Genomic DNA, 21,016 nt, shown 5'->3' with positions numbered 1-21,016 from the left:
ATGTTCTCACTTTTAATCCATTGACTGTACTGTTCACGTAAATATTTCATGGATAAGGTCGCATCGTGATTTTCAACCAAGCACCCCTTTATAAAGCGTTCGACGGGTCGGCTAAACAACATGTAACTATCCTTAGCTTCACGCATTGCTTTTGAGCTTGTAAAGTTAAAGTTATTTTTACGTAACTCACCGAGTCCGACAAGCGCCCAATTCAAAATTCCAGAAAGCTCGGTTGCTAGCTTGCCTTCAAGATCAACATCCACCTTTTCCAATGGAACTTGAACTTGGAAAGGTAAAATATTTAAACGCCGCGAAAAGCCATCCGACGTATCAGAGGTCGTTGGCATGTTGTTAGTTACGAAGATTAATTTAGTTTTCAAAACGGTCGTATATTGGGCCTGGTTTTTCGCATTGACAGTGACCGAATCGCCGCTCTTAGTTTTAGTTTCTTCACCCTGCAATTCACCGAAGGCAAACGCAATCAGGTAAGTTGACATCCGAACGGTCGTGTCGAAGTAGTGCACGCCGTCTTCAACCCGCTTTTCGGGCATGTTACTTAAAATCGTTTCGCCAACGTGTTCGTCGTACTTTATGGCGAGGTCAAAAGTGGCCTTGGCTTCCGGTTCGTCGACACACGGGAAAGCTTGCCGGGCCGCGGTTGTTTCAAACTGGGTCCCGATGATTTGTTTCTTTTCACCGTTAACTTCGTAGTAGGACGGGTAAATCCCCATCATGCTGTCGGTCAACTTGGCGCTGTAGTCAATGGCTAGGGTCACCTTCCCCGTTTGTGGGAGGCTGATCCGGATCCCTTGAATCGCGTTGTCAACGCTAAACGGAACGTCTTTGCCGTCAGCTTGGACGGACGCGATCGTTAAGAAGTTCTGGTGAATCAGAACTTCTTAACGATCGCGTGTTCCCGGTAATGGTTGATTTCCCGGAAAACTGTTTCTTTTCACGGTTAATGTCGATATAAATATCATAAGGTTCTGGTTGGAACGTTTCGTAAAAATGAGTTGTCTCTGCCATGGTAATCTCCTCGTTTTTTAAGAATACATCCATTATACCTTACAATTTATGATAAAGTTGCATATCAATTCCTTTGAGTATAAGTATTCTTGATACAGTGATAATTTTTCGAAAATAATTATCATATCACAAAAAATAACGGACTAGAATTATAAAAATCCATTGTCCGTTACCTTATCGTTACCATCTTAATTACAAGATGTCTATTCAGTTTTGCCGATTAGGAGGAAGCACTTGGATATACGGTCATCAGCCGCCATCCGTTACTGAATAACACCCTCAGTTATTCGATGGTAGCGCCACTCTCCTTGTCGAAGAAGTGGGCCTTACTCATTTCAAACGCCATTTGGACGTTTTCACCCGGTTTATGGAAATCACGGGCGTTAACTTGAGCAACGAATTCAGTGTCACCGGTCTTTGAATATAAATTGGAATCGGTACCCAAGAATTCGGAAACCACTACTTGGGCGTTCACTACGGCGTTTGGGAAGGTTTCAAGTGCGACCTGTTCCGTGTGAATATCTTCCGGACGCATCCCTAACGTCACGTCCTTGTCCAAGTACCCCTGTTCCCGGAGAATCTTCAAGCGCCCTTCCGGTACTTCAACATCGAACCCTTTCTCATTGGAAACCCGGTTATCGTGTAAATGTACGTCAAAGAAGTTCATTGAAGGTGACCCGATAAATCCCGCCACAAACTGGTTCGCCGGCTTATTATACAAATCATCGGGCGTCCCGATTTGTTGAACCTTACCGTCATTCATGATAACGATCCGGTCCGCCATCGTCATCGCTTCAACTTGATCATGGGTGACATAAATCATGTTAGTTTGTAACCGCTGGTGAAGCTGAGCAATCTTCGTCCGCATATCGACCCGCAGCTTAGCATCCAGGTTGGACAACGGTTCATCTAGCAGAAACAAACTAGCATCCCGCACAATCGCACGGCCCAAAGCAACCCGTTGCCGTTGACCACCGGATAACGCACCCGGTTTGCGTTCCAAATAATCACTCAGTCCTAAAATTTGGGCGGCATCGGTGACCCGTTTTTTGATTTCATTACGCGGCGTTTTACGAATTTTCAGCCCAAAGCCCATGTTATCCGCAACCGTCATGTTCGGGTACAGCGCGTAGTTTTGGAAAACCATGGCAATGTCCCGGTCTTTGGGTTGTACCTTATTAACCACCTGACCATTCATGTAAAGATCACCCTTGGTAATGGTTTCAAGGCCGGCAACCATCCGTAACGTCGTTGTTTTGCCACAACCGGACGGTCCGACAAACACTACGAACTCTTCATCCGGAATATCCATATTAAAATCAGTTACCGAGTATTTTTCATTACCCTTATATTTTTTATAAATATGATCTAATTTAATTTCAACCATTTTAATTCACCTTTTTTAATCGGTAAAACTTAAACAATTGCAGCTAACGCGTCGTTTCCCGCCGAATTAAATTATACGGCACGTGCCGTTCGATAGTCGTTTCCGGCTGGGGACCGTCCGTCAGTTCCTGAATCAAACGGCCCGCCTCTCGACCAAATTCATAAGGTTGCTGTGCTACCGTCGATAAGGCTGGCGAAACGTACGCGCCCAGATCAAGACCATCAAATCCGATAACCCCAACGTCGGCCGGAACCTTTTTTCCAACGTCCTTTAAGGCCTGCAAAACACCCAGTGCCATAATATCGCTAGCACAGAAAAAGGCATCAATGGTCGGGTTCTGCTGTAAGGCTTGTTTGGCCATTAAGTTAGCAATTTGTTCATCGTAGTTGGCGTACTGAATGAGGCTGGAGTTCACTTCAAAGCCCGCATCCGTCAGGGCTTTTTTATAACCACGTTCACGTAAAATGCTAACCGTCGCGTCGTAAGTCCCGTTCATCATATCGATATTTTTGTAGCCGCCCTTAATTAAAACGTCTACGGCGTCCTTCGCAGCGGTAACGTTATCGGTCGTAATTGACCCAACGCACTGATTATCGTTGACCGGCATGTCAATCAACACGGTGGGAACGCGCGTCGTTTTTAACTGCTCAATATACGGGTCGTTCTGGTGAAGCCCCTGCATAATAACGCCAGTCACGTCCCGCTCACTGCAAAATTGTTCGTAAGTTTTTTCCTTTTGTTTTTGAGTTGTAATCGCATAAAATGCAAATTCAAGATTCTGTGATTCAGCATAGTCTAAAACACCGTTCAGAATTGACATTGGAAAAGTGTACTTGGGTTGGTACACCAAATCGTTAAATACTAATGCAATCGTTTTTAAACGTTTCGAAGAGAGCGCCCGGGCGGCTAAATTCGGTGAATAACCAACTTTATTGGCAATCTCAAAAACGTGTTTACGGGTTTCTTCGCTAATATCAGGATAATCGTTAAAAACCCGTGATACCGTTCCAATCGAAACCCCCGCTTCCTTAGCCACTTCTTTAATCGTAATCTTTTTCAAAACGACACCCTCTTCTAAATTAGTAACGGTTTACTTTTCACCATCCATTCTGACACCCTGCAGGAAGTAGCCGTTAAAGATAATATACAATATAATTATCGGCACAATTGAAATAATGCTTGCTGCCATGGTGTGATCCCAACGAACTCCCGTAGCCTGACTGGTAAAGGTTTGTAGTCCCAGTGTCAGGGTGTACTTCTTCGGCGTTGAAATGTATAACATTGGCTGCATAAAGTTATTCCAGAATCCCATGAAAACGAAAATTGCTTGCGTGGCAATTGACGGCCGCGCTAACGGCATCACAATTCTGAAGAAAGTTGCAATCCGCCCGAGTCCATCAATCTCCGCGGCTTCTTCAACGTCCATTGGAAATGAAAGGAAGAATTGCCGCATCATAAAGATGTTCCCGATGTTAATTGCGGCTGGAAGGATTAGTGAACTAAACGTATCCAGCATACCTAAATTCATCAAAATTAGATAGTTGGGAATTAATAAAACTTGTGCCGGTACCATCATTAGAGCTAAAAAAGTGTAATAAATCTTTTGCCGCCCCGGAAAGTTCAACCGGGCTAACGCGTAACCCGCCATGGTGTTTAAGAACAAATTAACAACCGTCCCAATGATCGAAACGATGACCGAGTTCATAAACCACTTCGTAAATAACGAGGAAGTCCCGGTAATATACTTATAATTGTCCAGAGTAAAATGCTGGGGCATGAGCGCCGGATTGCCACTCACAATTTCTTTTAGCGGTTTAAAAGACGCTGCTAAGGCCCATAAAAATGGGTATAACGTAATGATTGCGTAGGCAATCAAAACAATGTACAAGATGATCTTTAAAATTCTGGATTTTTCTGTCATGTCAAACGCCCCCCTTACCGCAATCCATTACTACCGTTCAACTTTTCAGTCAAACGAGAAACCACGAAGATGATAATCGTCAATACCACGGCTAACGCACAGGCGTAACCCATCGTATTCATGGAACCAAACGCATATTGGTAAACCATTAGGGCGATCGTTAAGGTTGAGTTATCCGGACCACCAGAACCGTTCGAGAAGATGTAGGCCTGATCAAACATTTGGAAAGTCCCAATAATCCCAGTTAACAGGACGTAAGTTGTGATTGGTCGTAAATAAGGAACGGTGATGTACCGCAACTTTTGCCAAGCCGACGCACCGTCAATTTCCGCGGCCTCATAAAATGATTCGGGTAAATCCACTAAGGAAGCCAGGTAAACGGTCATATAGTTTGGAACCGTTGACCAAATATTCATAACCATGATGACTTTTAGTGAATAAGCGGGGTTTTGTAAGAAGTTGATAGGATGTTGATATAATCCCATTGAAATTAAGAAATTGTTCAGCGGACCCGTAATATTAAAGATAAACATGAAAATTAAAGTTAACGCCGCACTGGAGGTTAGCGTCGGTAAGAAGTACACCAACCGGAATAATTTTTTCCCCTTAATCCCACGAGTACTCAATGCGTAGGCAATCAAGAGCGCAATAATGGTTTGACTCGGAACAACGATCAGGGAAAACAGCGCCGTATTTTTTAACGCCGTCATTGCAACGTCATCTTTAAAAACGTCAACGTAGTTTTTCAAGCCGGAAAATTCAAATTGTTGCGAAATCATATTGACATGGTTAAACGACATGTATAGCGCAAACACGATTGCGGCTACGAAGAAAATTGCCGCAATTACAAACGCGGGTGCTAAGAAAATATAAGCTTGCCATACTTGACCATGTTCGCCATTAAGACCCCGAGCAGGTTTAGGCGTTTTTTTCTGCATTTCCATTGCTTTCACCTCTCTTTGAAATAATAGGGCTGTGTACAACCACACAGCCCTACCATCTCAAGTCTTAATTTGCTTTTGAAATTGCCGCGTTAGCTTGCTTGTCCGCAGAAGTCATGGCAGCTTTCATCGTTGTTTTGCCATCTAAGGCCTTAGCAACAAAGTTTTGATATGAAGTGTTGACAGTTGCAGCGGTGGTTCCATCTTGCCAAACGGTTGAATACTTAGTTGCGTCTAACCAAGTCTTCATGTTAGCGTCATCCGTTAACTTAATGGCTTTGGCAACGTCGGAACGACTTGGCATGGTCCCAACGGTCTTAGCCCACTTGGTTTGTCCTTCCTTACTGGTAGCGTAGGCAATCCAGGCATTTGCCAATGGCTTAACCTTACTGCCGGCGTATTCACCCCAGCCAACGGTGAAGATCATCCCACGACGAGCACCTTTGTAGGTCGGCATTGGTAAAACTTGGAAATCAGTTTTATACTGTTTCTTTTGTACTTGATAAGTCCAGTTACCTTCTTCGGTCATAGCAACTTTACCAGTCCCGAAGGCCGTCCCGTTATCACCAGAGCCAAGATCCTTAGCCGTTGAAACTGCGCCGGTCTTAACTAGTTGCTGATAAAGTTTCATGTTTTCAAGCACTTGTGAACTAGCCAAGTTAGAATCACCGTTGGTCTTGATTGGCATCCCGCCATCCGTCTTCATAATGGTGAAGTTCCGGGCCATATCTTGATCATAGGTCATTGCCTTAACCTTGTTCTTACCATAGACCTTGTCCAACTTAGCTTGAAAACCTGGTAACCACTTAATTAAGCCATCATAACTAGTTGGAATGCTGGTAACTTTCACGCCAGTCTTCTTCATGATCTTTTTATTGACCATTAATCCCAAAGTAGAGTTATCCTTCGGAACCCCGTATAAGTTCCCCTTGGTCTTGAACGCGTTAATCAAGTTCGGATAAAATTTCGAAGCCTGCATCTGTGAACTATCTAGTTTTGCAAGCACCCCTTGCTTCTTAAACCACGGGTACATCGAAGAATCAATGTAAAATGCATCGGGTGCTTTGTGTCCGGACAAGTCGGCTTGAATTTGCGTATTAAAGTTCGTATAGACCTTGGTCTGAACCTTAGCCCCCGTCTTCTTTTCAAATCCCTTAATCACTTTATTGATTCCGGCACGTTCCTGATCACTCCCGTACCAAATACCAATTTTAACTGTTTGCCCCTTAAAATCAGTCTGCTTAGAAGAAGATTTATTACCACAGGCCGCTAATAAACCAACGGACGTTAACAATACAGCTGAAACCCCAATACCTTTAATCCAACTTTTCATAATATAATCACTCCTCAAGTAATTTATAGCGTAATGACTACGCTTTCATTTCCCTTTAATTGATACTCGTGACCCTGGTTGGTAAAACTAACTGGTACCTGTGCGTCGATCGTCGCAACGGTAACTTGCTTTTGATCAATGTTTAAATGCAATTTCTGGCCTTGCCAGAAGATTTCAAAACTTAGTTGTTGCCACGCCTTTGGTAAGTGTGGTTCAATTCGCAATTGCTTGCCGAGTAACCGGACACCCCCGAAGCCAAAGACGACGGCGTTCCAAATTCCACCCAGTGACGCCGCGTGGATACCATCATTTGATGAACGCATGTCCGGGCCAATATCGATTTGACACGCCCGTTGGAAGAAACTGTACGCACTATCCGTCATTCGCAAGTCCGATGCTAAAATCGCGTGCGTTGATAACGATAACGAGGAATCATGCGTGGTTTTAGGTTCGTAATAATCCCAGTTAATTTGTTTTTCCTTCGTCGCAAATTTTTGTTCAAATAAATATAATAGCAGTAAAACATCCGACTGTTTGGTAATTTGCAGCTGGTTAACTTGTTCCAAATTATAATCATCAAAAATGCCACCTACGTGTTCCGCGTGCCGGTATTTACTAATATCGACCGTCTTTAATGATAGGTACGTATCATTTTCTGGAATCACCCCGTCCTGGTTAGGTTCCAATAAATAAATTTTATCGACCCGCCGTTGCCAGACCGGATAACAACGATCGAGTTCCAGCCTTTCACTTAGCTCATTAAACTTCTCAGGATGATTAACTTTTAAATCCTCGTAAATTTGAATAGCCGTCTCAATCGTCCACTTAGCGGTATAGTTCGTAAACGTATTGTTATTCACGTGTTCCTTGTACTCATCCGGTCCAATAACGTCTTTGATTTCGTACCGGTCAGCCGCTTCGTTAAATTCCAACCGACTCGACCAGAACTTAGCCGCATCCAAAATCAATTCGTCCACTTTGTCCAACGCAAATTGCTGATCACCACTTGCGTGCACGTATTCCAAGGCACCAAATGCTACGTCGCTCGTAATGTGTTGTTCAATGAAACCCGACCAAATCTTCATGGCGCGACCCGTGACAATATCGGCAGCCCCCCATTTAGGGGTCGTTTCACCATCCGACGGCCACGCCGCTTCCCAAGGAAATTGGGCACCCTCGTAATGGTTATCCTTGGCTTTTTGATGAGCGCCCGCCAGTCCCAGGTACCGGTATTCAACTAATTGTTTGGCAACGGCGGGTTTCGTGAAGATATAATAGGGAAGCATAAAAATCTCAGTGTCCCAGAAAGCGTGTCCCTTGTATCCTTCACCCGTTAACCCCTTCGCCGCAATGTTCATTCGTGAATCGTGTTCAGGAGTTGAAATCGCCAGTTGATACCGGGCAAAGTTAATTGCTAACTGATCATCCGGGTCATCCGACTTAAGCTGAACCTTGCCATAGTTCCAAACCCGCCGTTTCCAAGCAGTTGCGGTTTCTGCCAGTAACTCATCAAACGAACGTTTTGAACTTTCCTTTAAGAGCCCCAATCCAAATTGTTGTAGTTCTTCTAAGTTATGACCGTTAAAATCAATATCACGATCCGAAACAAGGGTGTTGTACTTAACTAACTGCAATGTTTCATCTTGTTTTAGACTCTCTTGATACTTACAAAATATCTGTCGCCGGCCTAACTCCATCTGCTGCTTAACGGGCCGATGATCCGGCGTTTCAAACTCATGACAAGTCGACAACGCAAAGTTGATTTTGGATTCGTTAGTTTCTGTCAACAATTGCATGTAGTGATTATCAAACAACCGCTTATCACCTTCAATTAGGTGTTGTGAACCGTTGTTGGTTTGTTGACCATCGATTCCCGATTTAATCTTAACTACACAATCAGCAGTGGTTGGCGTCACGGTGACCCGTAATACTACTAAATGCAGGTTGGCCATCGAAACAAACCGTTCAAACGTAAACCGGTACGTCCGCTGCTCATAACTCCAGTTAAACATGCGGGTCAGTAATCCATTTTTCAAATCTAACGTGCGCTGGTAGTTGCTGACCTCGCCTTGATTTAGATCCAGGGTCTGTCCGTCCACTTCAACTTCTAACCCAACGACATCTGGTAAGTTGGGTAACTCGGTTACCTCACCATTAAACTTATCAAACGTTCCCGCAATAAAGGTATCCCGGGTTTCATTGACATACCGTTCTTCCGTTACCGCTCGAATTCCCACGTAGCCATTTCCTAAACACATGTTAGCTTCGGTTTTACCTAGATGCTTTAAATTAAACGCATTCTCTCTTAGAATCCAAGGATTCCCCGGATCCGTTTTAAACCCCAATTGCATACTAACGGTCCCCTCTCAATTTCGGTAAAAATATCTATTCGAGCGGTGCAGTACCACACCAGCACCGGCCAAATAAATGCCAATTTGAAGTGCAATTTGTAAATGCAAAATTAGAGAAATAATGATAAACGGTAGCAAATAACCCAAATACCATTTATAAATCTGACGAATATCGTTGCGATCACGGTTGGCATAAACAATTACAATCGCATAAATCGCCGTGAGAAGAAACATTGCTAATAATCCGCCAGTATTAATACTTGTTAATGGTAATTTCATAACTAGCCTCATTTCTCCACGTTAATGAGATCCTTTTCTAGAACAACCGTACTGTTACCCAAGTAATCATGAAGCATCCGCCCCGTGAACGAACAAATTAAAATACTGATTAATCCAAAGATCCAACCCACAAACGGTAAAAAGTAAATTGCTTTGGTCACTTCCCGAATCCCTGAAATTAAGGCTTTGTTTGGCAATTCGTCATTTACTAGGACGTATTCGCGGCCAATTTTTTTGCCCAAAGTCTGTCCCTGATTACTCGTAATCAGAATAACGTTATAAACCACAAATCCAATCTGTCCTAAAATATCCGCAGTTCTAAAGTTTGCACGTAAAAATAGAATCGATAAAACGACTACCGGAACGTAAACCACGATGACGTCAATCAGGCCGGCCAGCACACGTAATTGAAGATATTTAAATCGCATCATCGGCACTCCTTTATTGAAATTAGCGAAAGCGTTTTTGCTTATGGCCTAAATATAACGCCTTCATTATTTTTAGCAAGCGCTTACACGAACAATCTATCAATTTTTTGATTTATTTAAGGCTATTTACGTTGTTTTAACTAACAAATATTCTTTCCACCTAATTAAAAACATTATTTATATTATTTAAAGTTAGGTCCCGCGTAGTTGAAAAACAGATATTTGCTTTTGCTAAAACTTTCGGATCACCAACTCCGATTGAAGTCTCACCCGCGCCATTGATGGATTCTATCCCCGCCGCAGCGTCTTCAATTCCAATACAATTTTCTGGACGCAGGTTTAATATTTCCGCACCCCGCCGAAAAATTTCCGGATCAGGTTTTCCTTTTTTTAAACTGGTCGGATCAACCATTTTTTCAAAATAACCCGCTAAGCCTAATTTATTTAGTACTAGCTGCGCATTTTTAGACGCGGAGGCCAGTGATAATAAATAGCCCCCCTGTTTAAGCTCTGCTAAAAATTCATTTATTCCTGGTAAAATATCGGCCGGCGTCATTTGATTAACTAATTTTAAATAGTTTTCATTTTTAGCCGTAGCCAGTGCTTCCTTTTCGTCATCCGTATAATCATCAACCTTATTACCACGGGCTAAAATTAAATTTAGTGACTCCATGCGACTAATTCCCTTAAGCTGATCCGCCAATTGATCGTCCCAGGCAACTTGAACCTGAGCCGCAACTTGCCGCCAAGCCCGGCTATGAAACACGGCCGTATCCGTGATTACACCATCCAAATCAAAAATAAATCCCTTGATATCGCTAAAATTGACCATCGTTATTACCACCCCTATTTAATTTTTCTTGCTTTACCGTCAACAACTACTTCTAACGTTGGTCCGGCTACGCGTAACACGTTTGTTTGGGTCCGTTGTAATTTAATTTCTAAAGTACTTCCGCGAAAACGAATTCTAAACGCCAAATGATCCAGTTCATCCGGCAGGTAGTTTGTAATGTGAAGCCGGCCGTGCTTGACGTACATGCCCGCAAAACCATACGTCAAACCTAGCCAACTACCGCCTAAATTAGCTTCATGCAGTCCATCACTCGCATTTCCTTGCAGGTCAACCAGATCCATCAATGACGTATCCATGTAGTACTTAAAAGCCTTTTGGGGTCGGCGTAACCGACTAGCTAAGATACTAAAAATAGACCGCGACAATGACGAATCGTGCGTCGTAATTGGTTCGTAATAATCATAATCCCGCCTCAATTGTTGATTCGACTGATCCTCAGGAAAAATCATCTCTGCTAATAACGTGTCCGCCTGCTTATTAACTCGGTGCCGGTAGATCATGAGTGGATGGTAGTGTAATAACAACGGATAATTCGTTTTTGGTGTTTTAGCAAACGGCCAAACCGGCATTTCAGGTGACTCATCGTCTTGCTTAGTGACCCGTTGCTCCTCATCATACGGTAAATACATGCGTTCGCTCGCGGCACTGAACTGTTCCTGCTCGCCGGGGTCCGCCACCATGTAACCGTGTTTAATTAACCAAACGGCAAACGCTAAGTTCTCCTTCGCCATGCGGTTAGTGTAATAATTATTATCAATCAACGCCGTATATTCATCGGGTCCGGTTACCTTATAAAGGCAAAATTCCTGCTGCCCTTTCCGTTCCCGCCAACTACCATAAGCTAGCCAGAATCGCGCGGTTTCTAAGACAATCTCAGCTCCTTTTTGACGTAAGAAATCACCGTCGTCAGTCACTTCATAATAAAGTTTAATTGCATGGGCAATATCCGCATTAATGTGATACTGAGCCGTACCGGCTGGGAAATACGCGCTGGCCTCTTCACCATTAATTGTCCGCCAAGCAAATAAGGCGCCGCTATCCACACCGAGGTCTCGGGCCCGGTTACGGGCCTGCTGTAAAATACTATAGCGATAGCTTAACAACCGCTTGGCAATCTCCGGGTTAGTGTAAATAAAGAACGGTAAAATATACATTTCCGTATCCCAGAAATAGTGGCCTTCATAACCCGGCCCCGTAATCCCCTTAGCCGCAATATTGCTTCGGCCATCACGGCCTGCCGATTGAAATAACTGAAATAGATTGTACTGAATCCCCTTTTGCAGTTGTTCATCACTGAGTTCAACCCGCGACTGGTTCCAAAAATCACCTAGGATTTGTCGGTTAACCGCCTGATCGTCCCGTTTTTGCTGGGGTTTCAATTCACCATTAATTTCACTCAGTCGCCGAGTAAACTGCCAGGTCACCTCTTCACCCGCTGCAATTTTTCCAGCACCTTCGAATCCGCTTTCATTTCTAATTAACGAATAATTCTGCGGGCCCGCGTTCACCTGATCTTCCTGAATCAACGTCTGTGACGTCGACTCCGTCTTGCTTGTCCATTGAAAACTGCGTTCATCCTTCGTGTTCTGAATATGGATGGCCAGGCGCGCGTTTCGTGCCGCTACCCGTGGATCATCATCGTTGATCAGCGCTGAACGTTCACCACCATTAACAAATAATGACCGTTTAAACTGAATGGTTCCCGTGTAATTAATCGACTTTAACGTATACGTAACGGTGAACTGGTGCGTGCCATCCTGAACAACCCAGGAATTAACGGTTAGTAAAAATTTTTCTCCCGCTTTAGTTTCTAACCCAAAGCGTTCGTTTAAGCTGCCATCAGAAAAATCCAGCGCCGTACGCTTTAAATCCACCCGCCAATCACCGGGGACCGTAGAATCTGCCGTGTCGGAAATCAAATCAAAATTTCGCGGATTAGGTAAAGAAACGATGGTTTGGTGTAATTTAGCATATCCGTAAGCATTCTCACCGTACACAATGGGATTCGTAACGTACAAACCATTTACCAGCATCACGGGTAACGTCCCAGCCTGATTCCCCGTAAATGGAACGGCATCCCGAACGCCAAAATGACCGTCACCCAGTGCAAAAATCGTCTCCAAATATTGTCGATCCTTGTTTGCAACATCATCTAACGTTAATTTTGTAGATTGCATTTCACCATGACCTCCTTTTCAAATCAGTTGTAGTATAGCACTCCGCAAAAACGTTTTCAGTTAAAACTAATTATTTTTATTCTTAGGATTAAGCCCCATTTTTCATTGAGAATCGCCTTTACCGCCGCAATCCGCGTTCCGAACCCACAACATAAAAAAAGCCGACCATCCCGTTGGATAGTCAGCTAATTTAACTATTTAATAGTCGGTAACTTTTAAATTCCTAGTTCACTTCCACGAACTTGCCACTACTCTGGTCGTGCTTCGCCCAAATATCGTTAACGTTATCGTAACGGTAAGTATCGGTTAGCTTATTGGTGTCGCGGTCGTACAGTTTAATTTCATAAACGTCGGTGTGCGGTTCACTTTCCGTGTAAGTGTAATCGTCAGTATCCACCCCGTCGGCGTCACTAATGCGGTCCACCGCCGTTTGGGCCGGACTCGTTAAGTGGTCGTACGAGTTACCGGTATGTTTCTTGACCACGCTTGGGGCTTTCGGACCGGCCGTCGCTGTTTGGGTATCCTCGTCCTTAGAACTAGCGTCATCCTTGGCGCTGGTCTTAGTCGCCACCAGCAGCTTAATCTTCTGGTTAACGTTCGACTTGCCCTTCAGCATTGCATCTTTACTGGCCGAATCGGCACCGCCGACCAGTTTAAAATGGTACGTCCCGGGCATCAATGGTCCGGCCGTGTAGTTTTCGTGACTGTACTTGGTCGTCGACAACTTGGCCCCGTTAGCCTCAATGTCGGCATCCTTTAAATTGGTCTCAATTTTCGGGTGCATCGTCGTTACTTGTAACTTATAAACCGGCACAACTAACAACTGGTGTCCCGCCGTCACCACTTTAAGCGTGTGGTCGCTAGTGTAACCGTTATGTGGCAAATCCGTTTGGGCATCCTACGCGTAAGAAGAATGTTCCTTAACGTAGGTTGCCAACGGTGCCACCGTCGTTTCGTTGATTTTCAAATTCGGGTCGTCGCTAACCAGGCTCTTCGCCAGGGTCGCCTTATCGCCGTCAACTAGTGCCTGCGTAATCTTGGCAACCTGTTGCTGCTTACTAAACATCCCCCGGTAAACCAGCGCGCCGCCCCCTAAGACGATGACAAGTACCACGACCAAAACGACCCACTTGAGCCCCGACGGCCGTTTCTTCGCCGGGATAGCTTCCCGCGACTGTCGCGATGGGCTTGATTGCGGTTGATCAGAACTTTGCGTGGTTGTTTTTTCAGTTACCTGACTAGCCGCACCCGACTGAGCACTCGTTTCCGGTAACCGCTGACCACACTCCCCGCAAAAAGTACTGCCCGCCGCATTTTCATGGTGGCAATTTGGACAAATTATCATCAGTTATTCCCTTCCTTTTTTAATAATTTTAATCACCTTGCTGGCCAATCACTACATTTTCCCGCTTACACTTTCGTAAAACTAGTGGACCCGCAATTGGGGCCAGGAGACCCGCAATCAGAACCCCACCCACCATCGTGGCGATCACTTTACCGATAACCGACCAAAAGCCACCGAAATAATACATGTTATTTAACAACCGGCCAATAAAACTTTGTAAGTACCAATACCGTGAGAACGGGTAAAAATACGCTCCGACTACCGTTAAAAAGATGTGAAGTGCCATAAATACCATCGTCAGCACCGTTTGCATAGGGCCCGGTGTTGATAAAGGTTCCAGAAAAAATGCACCTAGGATGAAGCCATACATAATCCAATCTAAAACAGCCATAATTGCAATTTGAAAATACATTCGCTTCCGGTAAGCCGGCATTAAATAATCGTAGTTATGTTTAACACTACTGACTGTCTGCTTAAAATTGTCATTTTTAGGTGGTTGAACATAGTGTTTCTTTTCTGACATTGTTACTTTACTCCTCCCGAATCGTCACCAGTTATAACTGAGCGGCGATTAAGTCCTGCTCAGTTATCTGTGATAAATCTGCTTGCGGATTCTTAGCTAACCGAACCGCAATCTTACGAATCACTTGTTCATTTAAGTTTCGAATCCAACGGCCATTACTGTGATCGTTATCCTGCGCAAAGTTGTGCTCAACTAACGCAGTGTATGTCGTTGCATCCACTCGATATTTTTTAGCTTTTAAGTCCGCTAAACCAATGGCAACCAGCTCTTTTGGTGTGTAGTCTTCAAACATGAAACTGTTTGGAATTCGACTACGTAAGCCCTCGTTCATCTTTAAGAACTTCTCCATGTCATCGGTATAACCGGCAAAAATAATCACAATATCGCTGCGGTGATCCTCCATGAACTTCAAAATTTCATTAATAGCTTCACTACCAAAGTCTTGAGTACCACCAGTTGCTAAAGTGTACGCTTCATCGATGAAAAGTACCCCGCCAAGCGCTGATTCTAAAACTTTCCGTGTTTTAATTGCCGTTTTACCAATGTACTCGCCAACCAGTTCTGCTCGTGAAACTTCGACAAACGTTTGCTTGGCAATAATTCCCTTTTCGTAAAGAATCTTTCCTAAGATTCGGGCCACCGTGGTTTTCCCAGTCCCCGGATTGCCTAAGAATAAAGAGTGCAGGGTCATGGCCGAACTATCCAGTCCCTGGTCACGACGTTTTTTGTTCATTTCCGCAATAGCAATGAATTCGTTTACTTCGTCCTTTACGTTTTGAATTCCAATCATCTGATTCAACTGATCCAGTGCGGGTAACTCACCAAAATACTTAATTTGCCCCTGGTGATCCGACAACAATAGGTTCCCCTGTTCATCAGCCATGAATTGATCTTGTTTCCGATCATACTGGGCATAGTTCAAGTGTTCCACCTGCAAACTTACGCTATGATCCAACTTAATATTCGGTACTGATAGCATTCCAAAATTAATCGTATTAACATTCACAACCGAACCTTTTTCCACGTATAGGTTGATTTTGCCATTATTGCGACCAACTACTTAAATCACCTTGTCACACATACGTTTATATTAATCTGATATACTGTTTACATCTACTGCTGGAAAAAGCTGAATAGTTATCAACTTTTTCCACTAAATCTATACGGAGGTTTACATGCAAATTAAAGACGTTGTTACAACTGCTGGTATCAGTGCTTACACCATTCGTTTTTACGAAAAAAAGGCTTAATTAAAATTAATCGTGATTCACACGGTGTACGTATTTTCGACGAACTTACCATCAACAGACTACGTTGGATTCAATGTTACCGACGGGCTGGTCTCTCCATCAAAGACATCAAAAAAATTATTGAAGCAAATTTATCCCTAGCTGATTTTATTACAATTCTTGATGGAGCAAAGCAACGTTTGGTAACAGAAATTGCTGACCTTGAATTTACAAAAGCTTGCTTAGATATTAAGAAAAAGGCCACCCTGTCTGGCGAACCACTCACCGATGTAACCGCCTGTGCACCTTCAACATATGAAACTCCTAAGATCTATAACTTTGGTGATACTAAACATCACACAATTTAAAGAACTGATTCCTTCATTTAGAATCAGTTCTTTTAGTGTCGAGTATTACCTACTTTCTATTAGCGAAATTAAGCTAGTTGACTCAAAATTTCCTTATTAAAATCATCTAAGTCGTCCGGTGTACGGCTTGTGACTAAATGCTAATCAACCACTACTGATTCATCCTTAATAATTGCCCCCGCATAGTAAAGATCAGGAACAACCGTCACATATCCAGTAAGTGTCCGTCCTTTAGTTAATCCAATTTGAATAAACATTTGAGGGCCATGGCAAATTGCAAAAATTGGTTTATCCGCCAACATAAAATCTTTTACTAATTCAACGTAACGGTTGTCAGCACGTAATTGATCCGGTGAAAAGCCACTTGGAATTAACAATGCATCGTAATCATTGAGAACTATTTCGTTAATCCCTCTGTCTGTCATAAATTTAGTTCCATGTTTACCAGTCAACGCTTTATTAGCTTCATTTTCAACTAGATCAACAGTATACCCTGCTCCAATCAAGGCGTCTCGCGGTGAGGTGTATTCAATATCTTCAACTTCATTAGTCATAATTGCGACAACTTTACTCATAAAGATTCTCTCCTTCTAATACCCAGTAATTACTCAACAATATCAAGTTTACGAGCTTAGACTCGGTCTAAGGCAAGAGGATTCAAAAATCCTTTTACAAAAAGAGTGATTCCTAAAAATCCGGAATCACTCTTACGATTGTCGTCCTACCTTTATTTACTTACGACGTGTTCTTCATCCAACATGTACTGAAACGCAACTTCACTAGTTAGCAAATTCGCCTTGAAGAACCCTTAGTTACCATTATTTTCATCGCCCATCACTATGAAATACGTCGTACCTTCATCAACCACGCACTGGAAGCTAAGCTGATTATATTTGAATACTTGTTTCCAGAATAAGCCGATAATTCAAATCATCTCGTGTTGCGTAGCTTCGTTTGCTATCGTAAAAAGTTCCTCTTAGAAAGTAACCAGAGTCACCGCTGATAACATTCCCACGACAATCATTAACTTTAAGTGCTTTCTGACTGAAAGCATGCTGACATAAGCTATGATGAAGCTGTATTCATTTTTTGAAAACACGGAGGAAATATTATGAAAACTGCACTTTTTATCGTGCTAACGGGTTATTAACAGGTTATCAACATACCGGCAATGCTCAATATTTATAGCAAAGTTAGCCACAGTATCAAAATCCTGATGACTTTCATGAGGAACAAGTAATCACCGATAAAAATTTAGTAACGGCCAATGGCACCGCCGCCTTGGAATTTACGAATTCAATCTTGAAATTAATCAAGTTATCAACTAACCAGCAAATTGATCAATCAACTGATTTATACCGCCTTGGCTTTTATCAATACTGCCAAATTTACGGAAATCCGTTCGCTAACTAAGCACTGTTAAATAGCCAATTAAAAAAGAGTGATTCCTTAAAATTTGGAATCACTCTTTTATACTAATCAGCATATATTTATTTAGTAACTACGTGATCTTCGTCCAGCATGTATTGGAACGCTACTTCGCCAGTCAACAAGTTAGCTTTAAACAACCCCTGATTACCGTTGTTTTCATCACCCATGACCACAAAGTACGCGGCTCCTTCATCGGCCACGTGTTGGAAACTCAAGTAGTTGCCCTTGAATCCCTGCTTCCGGAATAACCCAATAATCCGAATCATTTCACGTTGTGTTACTTCATTAGCTGAAACTTTTTCGCTCATTTAATTGTATCCCCAATTCTCTTCTTAATCTTATTTTGCCGTTTTAGTCGTTGGTTTATTGCCTGCCACCACGTAACTATCGGTTAGTGGCGTAGCCCACCAACCGTTAAAACCTAAGCCCATTGACTGGGTAATTTGTAACCCTGAGTCTTGAAAGACCTGCCCGTACTCGTTAATATTACGACCAGTATCGATGATCATAAGGTGTCCACCAGGTTTTAGCACTCGAATGGCTTCCTTGACCGCATTGATCCGGGCCTGTTCATTTTTAATATTATGGATGGCAAAGCTAGACGTCACCACGTCAAAGCTTGCATCGGGAAAATCTAACTTGGTCATGTTCCCCATCACTAAATTAACCCGATTCGTTAATCCCAAATCATCCACGTTTTTTTGCGTCACGGCCATTTTGTTATGTGATTGATCGCGTGACAACCACAGATCCAGACCGGTTACTTTACCAGCCGGTCCTAATTGCCGGGCGATGCGCGTTAATAAAGCGCCCCGACCACAGCCTAAGTCTAAGACTTGACTGTCCGGACGTAAGTTTATGTGCCTGATTGCATCGTCAAACAAGCGATACTTCCCCTGGGCCGTCGTGTGTAAAAAGATCAACGCACCCAGCAACAAGATAATCCCGATAGTCAGCTCAATGCCAATCGGGTAATTCCACCGATTCACGTACGCGTGCCAGAGTAACCCTACGCCAAACACGGCATAGATCAGCAACGCATACGGCGCATCGACCCCGTACCTTTTGATATTCATCCAGCTTTGTCCCCTTTTAAATCCCCGATTTTCGTTTCCCCGCTCAATCGTGGGAAATGGGGGCTAAGGGGGCATGCTTTGAACTTACCCGCTTAGCTCCTACTTCTTAATCACTGTTTTAATCGGTAGTGTCCATTTAGCGTCCACTGCCCTTAATTCATTAATTTAACTTATTATCAACTGCTCGATAAAGCATTCCAAAGCCTTCAAGTAATTCTTCACCAAGTCTGCTTATAATTGATTTTATCTAAATGTATAAGGCCGGTTACTTTCTGAAATCCAAAGCTTAGTTTTCATGATTATAACCAGCGTCCGTTTAGCGTCCATTTATCACCAAATGCCAACCTCATCAGACGTTATCGGCACTTGGCGCCCAAAAAAGCACTCCCCTGCAAGCAGCGGAGTGCCCTAAAAATCAGTAAATAACTATTTAATTATTTGCCTAACTTTTCTTTACCTAAAACGTTCAACTTTTCGTCGAAGTCGTAAACCACTGGTTCACCAGTAGCCATTTCAAGGTTCATGATGTCATCATCACTGATTTGTTCAATGTACTTTGAAAGGGCGCGGAGTGAGTTACCGTGGGCGGCAATAATGACGTTCTTGCCGTCTAATAACTTAGGCGCAATTTGGTCTTCCCAGAAAGGCATAACCCGTTCCAAAGTAACCTTTAAGTTTTCGCCACCAGGCACGATGTTCGGGTCTAAGTCAGCGTAACGACGATCGTTAACAGCTGAACCTTCATCATCCGCACTCAATAATGGAGGCAATACGTCGTATGAACGACGCCAGATATGAACTTGGTCGTCACCGTATTTTTCAGCGGTTTCCTTCTTGTTCAAACCTTGTAATGCACCGTAATGACGTTCGTTTAAGCGCCATGATTTCGTTTCTGGAATCCAAAGTTGGTCGGATTCTTCAAGGACGTAGTGCAAAGTCTTGATGGCACGAGTCAAAACTGAAGTGAAGGCGTAGTCGAATTGTAAGCCGGCTTCTTTAACTTTTTGACCAGCCGCCTTAGCTTCTTCAACACCCTTTTCACTTAGATCAACGTCTACCCAACCAGTAAATTGGTTAGATAAGTTCCATTCACTTTGACCGTGACGAATCAATACTAATTTTGCCATAGCAGTTAATGACCTCTTTCTTATAGTTATTTACTCCCCTTATTCTACACTGAAACCGCGAAAAATCAAAACAATATCAGTCCTTATTTTCAGAGTCGGGGTGAAAAGTGATGGTTTTTTTCAAATTAATTTTCGGGTGTAGTCCGTGAACCGGTTTCACACCAATGATGTCTAAAATGAAGTTAAAGATTGGGACACCGACAATCAATCCCCAGACGCCGAAGAGCCGTTCACTGATTAACAGCACCACGAACGTGTAAAAGATTGGTAATTCCGTTCGACTCGACATGAACTTCGGGTTGAGCACGTAGGCTTCAAGGGCGTGCACCACGACAATCATCACAATCATGTAGACAACGTAACGGAAGCCACCGACCGAGTAGGCAATCAAGCTCAGCGGCACTACCGAGATGATCACCCCCGCGACGGGAATTAGACTGAGCAAGAAAATCATTAAGCCTAAACTGATCAGCTGTGGCATTTGCAGGATCGCCATAAAGGCCACCGTAATCGCCGTGTTAACGATGGCAATCAGGAACTGGGCTTCCAAGACGACCCCGAAACTGTTGACAAACTTACGCGCGAAGTAGGCCACGTCCTGGAAGAACCAGCCAAAGGTACTTGTTAAGAAACGCTTGGAAAAGTCGCCCATCTGGTGCATTTCGACCGTAAAAAAGAAGCTTAAAATAAACGATAGGAAGAACGTCAGCCCCATGTTCCCAATGTTGGTAATGTACTGGAAAACGACCGAAATGCCGCCCTTAAGCTGCTTTAAAATATCCGATTCGGCCATGTATGACGTGACCCAAGTCAGCAGCTGATTGGTATCGTGCGACGGGTTTTGATAGAACTTATACACCGACTCAAACGTGGAAAACGTCTGGTTAATTAACTTCGGCAAATACAGCGAAACCGCGTAGTACATCCCTAAAATAACCAAAATATAAATGACGATGACGATCAGCGTCGGTGGTAACTTGACCCACTTGCGCACCGTCCGTACTAAGCGGGTCACCAAAAAGGTAAAGACAAAGGTGAGCAAAATAATGCTCATCATTCCCGCCGATAAATACAAGACCAACACCACCAGCGCCAGCACAACCGCCCGCCGCAAGCGGACGTTGTGGACGAACTGCGACCAAAATTCCAAAAGTTCCACCCCTCTACTATCCTTGTCCCCATTTTAACGGAAAACCAGGCTAATAAAAACGAAAAGTAACT

18 protein-coding genes and 3 pseudogenes are annotated in these 21,016 nt (G+C 43.4%); 1 reads left to right on the top strand and 20 read right to left on the bottom strand.

Annotation, left to right across the window (positions count from 1 at the left end; all coding sequences use genetic code 11):
• Window positions 1-407 precede the first annotated feature (407 nt).
• The 15 genes and pseudogenes from FFM82_RS04270 to FFM82_RS04200 all read right to left on the bottom strand — a co-directional run.
• A pseudogene (locus tag FFM82_RS04270) lies at window positions 408-1,026 on the bottom strand (M1 family metallopeptidase); the annotation flags it as partial.
• Between the two features lie 283 nt (window positions 1,027-1,309).
• Window positions 1,310-2,413 carry an ABC transporter ATP-binding protein gene (locus tag FFM82_RS04265; RefSeq protein ID WP_137644630.1) on the bottom strand — a complete coding sequence of 368 codons (1,104 nt, stop codon included), beginning with the start codon at window positions 2,411-2,413 and terminating at the stop codon, window positions 1,310-1,312.
• A gap of 43 nt (window positions 2,414-2,456) precedes the next feature.
• Window positions 2,457-3,473, bottom strand: a complete 1,017-nt coding sequence (locus tag FFM82_RS04260) for a LacI family DNA-binding transcriptional regulator (RefSeq protein ID WP_137644629.1) — start codon at window positions 3,471-3,473, stop codon at window positions 2,457-2,459.
• Between the two features lie 30 nt (window positions 3,474-3,503).
• Window positions 3,504-4,334 (bottom strand): carbohydrate ABC transporter permease, encoded by an 831-nt coding sequence (locus FFM82_RS04255; RefSeq protein WP_137644628.1) that lies wholly within the window; start codon window positions 4,332-4,334, stop codon window positions 3,504-3,506.
• A 14-nt stretch (window positions 4,335-4,348) separates the two neighbouring features.
• Window positions 4,349-5,272 (bottom strand): carbohydrate ABC transporter permease, encoded by a 924-nt coding sequence (locus tag FFM82_RS04250; protein WP_225425615.1) that lies wholly within the window; start codon window positions 5,270-5,272, stop codon window positions 4,349-4,351.
• A 70-nt stretch (window positions 5,273-5,342) separates the two neighbouring features.
• A complete protein-coding gene (locus FFM82_RS04245) occupies window positions 5,343-6,608 on the bottom strand; it encodes a sugar ABC transporter substrate-binding protein (protein WP_137644626.1) in 1,266 nt (421 codons plus the stop codon).
• 23 nt (window positions 6,609-6,631) lie between these two features.
• Complete coding sequence (locus FFM82_RS04240) at window positions 6,632-8,959, bottom strand: glycoside hydrolase family 65 protein (protein ID WP_137644625.1); 2,328 nt, start codon at window positions 8,957-8,959, stop codon at window positions 6,632-6,634.
• Between the two features lie 15 nt (window positions 8,960-8,974).
• The gene (locus FFM82_RS04235) at window positions 8,975-9,238 is read right to left on the bottom strand and encodes a hypothetical protein (RefSeq protein WP_137644624.1); all 264 of its coding nucleotides are present in this window, start codon (window positions 9,236-9,238) and stop codon (window positions 8,975-8,977) included.
• Window positions 9,239-9,246: 8 nt separating this feature from the next.
• Window positions 9,247-9,666 (bottom strand): RDD family protein, encoded by a 420-nt coding sequence (locus FFM82_RS04230; RefSeq protein WP_170178206.1) that lies wholly within the window; start codon window positions 9,664-9,666, stop codon window positions 9,247-9,249.
• A 160-nt stretch (window positions 9,667-9,826) separates the two neighbouring features.
• On the bottom strand, window positions 9,827-10,498 hold the full coding sequence (gene pgmB / locus FFM82_RS04225) for a beta-phosphoglucomutase (RefSeq protein ID WP_137644622.1): 672 nt from the start codon (window positions 10,496-10,498) through the stop codon (window positions 9,827-9,829).
• Between the two features lie 14 nt (window positions 10,499-10,512).
• Window positions 10,513-12,696: a glycoside hydrolase family 65 protein gene (locus FFM82_RS04220; RefSeq protein WP_137644621.1), complete on the bottom strand. Its 2,184-nt coding sequence runs from the start codon at window positions 12,694-12,696 to the stop codon at window positions 10,513-10,515.
• Between the two features lie 223 nt (window positions 12,697-12,919).
• Window positions 12,920-13,579, bottom strand: a complete 660-nt coding sequence (locus FFM82_RS04215) for a zinc ribbon domain-containing protein (RefSeq protein WP_137644620.1) — start codon at window positions 13,577-13,579, stop codon at window positions 12,920-12,922.
• Window positions 13,580-13,594: 15 nt separating this feature from the next.
• The gene (locus FFM82_RS04210) at window positions 13,595-14,041 is read right to left on the bottom strand and encodes a TcaA second domain-containing protein (RefSeq protein ID WP_137644619.1); all 447 of its coding nucleotides are present in this window, start codon (window positions 14,039-14,041) and stop codon (window positions 13,595-13,597) included.
• A 28-nt stretch (window positions 14,042-14,069) separates the two neighbouring features.
• On the bottom strand, window positions 14,070-14,564 hold the full coding sequence (locus FFM82_RS04205) for a hypothetical protein (protein ID WP_137644618.1): 495 nt from the start codon (window positions 14,562-14,564) through the stop codon (window positions 14,070-14,072).
• A gap of 31 nt (window positions 14,565-14,595) precedes the next feature.
• Window positions 14,596-15,570 (bottom strand): AAA family ATPase, encoded by a 975-nt coding sequence (locus tag FFM82_RS04200; RefSeq protein ID WP_371852235.1) that lies wholly within the window; start codon window positions 15,568-15,570, stop codon window positions 14,596-14,598.
• Between the two features lie 237 nt (window positions 15,571-15,807).
• Between FFM82_RS04200 and FFM82_RS13950 the strand changes: the two are divergent.
• Window positions 15,808-16,161: pseudogene (locus FFM82_RS13950) on the top strand (MerR family transcriptional regulator); the annotation flags it as partial.
• A 68-nt stretch (window positions 16,162-16,229) separates the two neighbouring features.
• Here the strand turns inward: FFM82_RS13950 and FFM82_RS04185 are convergent.
• The 5 genes and pseudogenes from FFM82_RS04185 to FFM82_RS04160 all read right to left on the bottom strand — a co-directional run bounded on the left by FFM82_RS04185 (window position 16,230) and on the right by FFM82_RS04160 (window position 20,945).
• Window positions 16,230-16,736, bottom strand: a pseudogene (locus FFM82_RS04185) (type 1 glutamine amidotransferase domain-containing protein).
• A 915-nt stretch (window positions 16,737-17,651) separates the two neighbouring features.
• A complete protein-coding gene (locus FFM82_RS04175; RefSeq protein WP_137644616.1) occupies window positions 17,652-17,900 on the bottom strand; it encodes a hypothetical protein in 249 nt (82 codons plus the stop codon).
• Window positions 17,901-17,930: 30 nt separating this feature from the next.
• Window positions 17,931-18,668 carry a class I SAM-dependent methyltransferase gene (locus tag FFM82_RS04170; protein WP_137644615.1) on the bottom strand — a complete coding sequence of 246 codons (738 nt, stop codon included), beginning with the start codon at window positions 18,666-18,668 and terminating at the stop codon, window positions 17,931-17,933.
• A 434-nt stretch (window positions 18,669-19,102) separates the two neighbouring features.
• The gene (locus FFM82_RS04165) at window positions 19,103-19,795 is read right to left on the bottom strand and encodes a 2,3-diphosphoglycerate-dependent phosphoglycerate mutase (RefSeq protein WP_137644614.1); all 693 of its coding nucleotides are present in this window, start codon (window positions 19,793-19,795) and stop codon (window positions 19,103-19,105) included.
• A 76-nt stretch (window positions 19,796-19,871) separates the two neighbouring features.
• A complete protein-coding gene (locus FFM82_RS04160) occupies window positions 19,872-20,945 on the bottom strand; it encodes an AI-2E family transporter (RefSeq protein ID WP_170178205.1) in 1,074 nt (357 codons plus the stop codon).
• Between the last annotated feature and the right edge of the window lie 71 nt (window positions 20,946-21,016).

Origin of the sequence: Lactiplantibacillus plajomi (genome assembly GCF_005405405.1) — a bacterium.
GTDB classification, from domain to species: Bacteria; Bacillota; Bacilli; order Lactobacillales; family Lactobacillaceae; genus Lactiplantibacillus; species Lactiplantibacillus plajomi.
Note: the sequence above shows the minus strand (reverse complement) of the source record. Positions and strands in the feature narration are given on the sequence as shown.